We start from the raw sequence: 3,257 nt of genomic DNA, 5'->3' as shown, positions 1-3,257 counted from the left end.
CTTTTAAGTATCATTATTTATTTTGATGAAGGGAAGAATCTTTCTTAACTAATTGTATACTGCCCAATCTATTTTGGTTTTTTTGTTTTGTTAATCTAATTATCCAAATAACATATAAATAAATTGAAAGGATCGAAAAAGTGAAAACAGTAAAAAAAGCTTTAATAATAGCAGTATTAACTTTTCAATTACCCATTTCAGGGGCGAATGCTTTGACGAGCCCAAAACATGATTCTATGGAGGAGACTGTAGTATATGATAGGGAAAGAATAATAGCTTCAATTGATAAGCAGTTGATAAATATTAATAGAGAACAAGTAAAAACAAAAGAAGCTTTAATTCTAAATGCTAGTATTGAGGATATTCAATCATTGATTCAATCTAAACAACTATCTTATGAAGAGCTTGTCAGTATTTATTTACTGCGCATTCAAGAAATTGACCAAAGTGGGGTTACATTAAATACGATTACAGAAATTAATCCACATATCCTTGAAGAAGCTCGACAATGTGACATTGAAAGAAAACAAACCACCTCACGTCCATTATACGGTATGCCTATATTATTAAAAGACAACATACAAACGGCCCTAACTATGCCAACGAGTGCAGGGACTTACGCATTAAAAGATTGGATTGCTGATAAAGATGCTGAAGTGATTGAAAACTTAAAAGTACAAGGGGCACTTGTTTTAGGAAAAGCAAACATGTCTGAGTGGGCTGGCTATATATCAAGTGAATCACCCCCAGGGTATAGCAGTAAAAAAGGAGATACTTTCAATCCCTACAACCCACGTATATTTAGTACAAGAGGGTCCAGCTCTGGTTCGGCTGCTGCAGTAGCTGCTGACTTGACCATGCTATCTCTAGGAACTGAAACATTTGGTTCGATTATTTCTCCAGCAGCCTATCAATCAATCGTAGGGTTACGTCCCTCCACAGGGTTAGTTTCTAATAATGGTATCATTCCACTTTCACAAACAATTGATACTATAGGTCCAATGGCGAGAAATGTAAAAGATGCTGCCCTTTTACTAAGTTCGATGATACCTGATCAGAATAACCAGCCTATAGATTATACGGAGGGGCTTTCTAAAGATGGATTAGAAGGCAAAAGAATAGGGTTTTTATTTTCTAGTGCTGATCAACCAAAAGAACGAAAAGCTGTAATTGAGAAAATAAAAGTAGATTTACAAACTGCAGGTGCTACATTAATTGAAAATCTTTCTGTGAGTTCACCTGATATTCCTACATGTTTAAGTTTTTTAGCATATGATTTTAAGCATAGTCTACAAAATTATATAGAAAAACAAAAGCATTTTCCTTTTCAATCTTTAAAAGAAATCATTACATTTAATGAAGAAAATCCACAACGTTACGTGAAATATGGACAAAATTGGTTGATAGATGCTGAGGAATCTGTAGTTACCAAGTTAGAATTTGAAACAAAATTACAAGTAACGCAAGAAGCTGCTCGTAATGAATTAAATAAATATTTAAAGGAACAACAAATAGATGCTTTAGTTATGATAAATGAAGAGGAATGTCTCATTTCTAGTATAGCAGGGTATCCTGAATTGTCTGTACCAGCGGGATATGATGAGGAAAACCACCCCATTGGGCTAACGTTTATTGGTGATCGCTTTGGTGAAAAAGAATTATTCAAAATGGCGTATGCTTATGAACAACATTCTCAGAAAAGAATTTCACCGTATTTCTCCTAGATATACGGTGTTGTTACAAGGTTTTTGAAGGTAAGGTAAGCTAAGCTTTTACAAAATAGAGTGAGAAGCATTGAAAATGAGATATTTTCAAGGAGAATCATTCAAGAAAGATATTATTTTGGTAACTGCTCTGTACTATTGTCGTTTTGCTTTAAGTAATTGCGATATATCTGAACTTTTGAGAGAACACGGCATATCTGTTCATCCAACAACCGCTATGCGTTAAGTGCAGGAATATAGGAATTTAATCCATAAAGTATGGAAGAAGAAAAATACATCAGCACACTTTGTATGAAATTTAGATGAAACCTATATCAAAATCAAGGGAGAGTGGCGTTACCTGTATCGTACGATTGATAAGGATGATTACACATTCGATATTCGACATCGCAAAAAGCGAAATTATCAGGCTACCTATATGTTTGTGAAAAGATTAGTGAATGTTTTTGGAGAACTAACAATTCTCACAACAGATAAGGCTCCATTCTTACTTTGTGCACTCAAAAAATTGAAAAGGAACAGTTTTTACATGCATACGAAACATTGTAATGTTAAGCATTTTAATAATTTTATCGAACAAGATTATAGACATATCAAGCGACGTTTTGTTAAATCCGCAGGATTTCAAAGTCTTCGCCATGCTTCACGTACATTGAAAGGAATCGAAACAATTCCTGCTATATAAAAATAAAAGAGAAGTCACATTCTAATCTGTACCCTTTGTAAAGGACATTTTGAAAAAAGTTAGGCAACATCAAGAGGATGATTTCTGTATCCTGATATGATCCCCCTATAGTAGACAGTTGAAAGAAAGTTACTTTACTGTTTATTATGGAGGGGATTTTTTATGGGGAAAATTAGAAGAACTTTTTCAATTGATTTTAAAATGAAAGCTATTGAATTGTACTTACATAGAGGAATTGGAAGCAAGTTAATTGGAAAGGAATTAGGGGTTACTGTGACCAAGTTTATCATATGGAAGATGGGATTTTAAAGACAAATAAAATTTAAGTTAAAAAGGCTGGTAGGAAAATATCTTGTGTTTCCCATAACGTGCACAAATACAGAAGACTTCCCGAACAAAAATAATACATGGCCAATAATAGATTTATATTTGCGATTATCATTTGTTTCTTTACAATAGCGGCTATTCCTGCTTAAACAACTGTACAAACTCCTATACTTAACAAAATATATGCAATAACCTTTAAAAAAAGCATTCTTACACCCTGCTTCCTCTAAAAACTCATTTAAACCACTTGGAAGACCGAATAAAGAGCATAATTTCATTCGATACCAAATGTATTAACAGTTCCTTTAAAATCAATTACAAGAGAATTTGAAGCGTTATTTTTTCTGAAAGGGAAACTTTTTATGTTGGAAATCATATATACTTTGTTTTCCAACACATCCAATTGAAAACCCTGTAAAAAAAGTTGCACCTATGATTTTTAATCCCCATTTCCACTCGATGACACCTCTTTATAACGCTTCTGTAACAATTGCAGTACACGTGCCGCATACATTTTAAAA

Annotated in this window: 1 protein-coding gene and 2 pseudogenes; all 3 read left to right on the top strand. The window is 33.3% G+C overall.

All coding sequences use genetic code 11. The features are described 5' to 3' along the window. Positions 1-140 precede the first annotated feature (140 nt). Positions 141-1,724, top strand: coding sequence for an amidase family protein (locus ACQRBL_RS32015; protein ID WP_411996425.1), 1,584 nt, complete (start codon positions 141-143; stop codon positions 1,722-1,724). A gap of 76 nt (positions 1,725-1,800) precedes the next feature. Continuing rightward, positions 1,801-2,406 (top strand): annotated as a pseudogene (locus ACQRBL_RS32010) (IS6 family transposase); the annotation flags it as partial. A 165-nt stretch (positions 2,407-2,571) separates the two neighbouring features. After that, positions 2,572-2,703: pseudogene (locus ACQRBL_RS32005) on the top strand (helix-turn-helix domain-containing protein); the annotation flags it as partial. Positions 2,704-3,257 lie beyond the last annotated feature (554 nt).

The organism is Bacillus sp. AF62 (assembly GCF_050312695.1).
Lineage (GTDB): Bacteria > Bacillota > Bacilli > Bacillales > Bacillaceae_G > Bacillus_A > Bacillus_A cereus.
The sequence above is the reverse complement of the archived record's forward strand: the minus strand, read 5'-3'. Positions and strand labels throughout refer to the sequence as shown.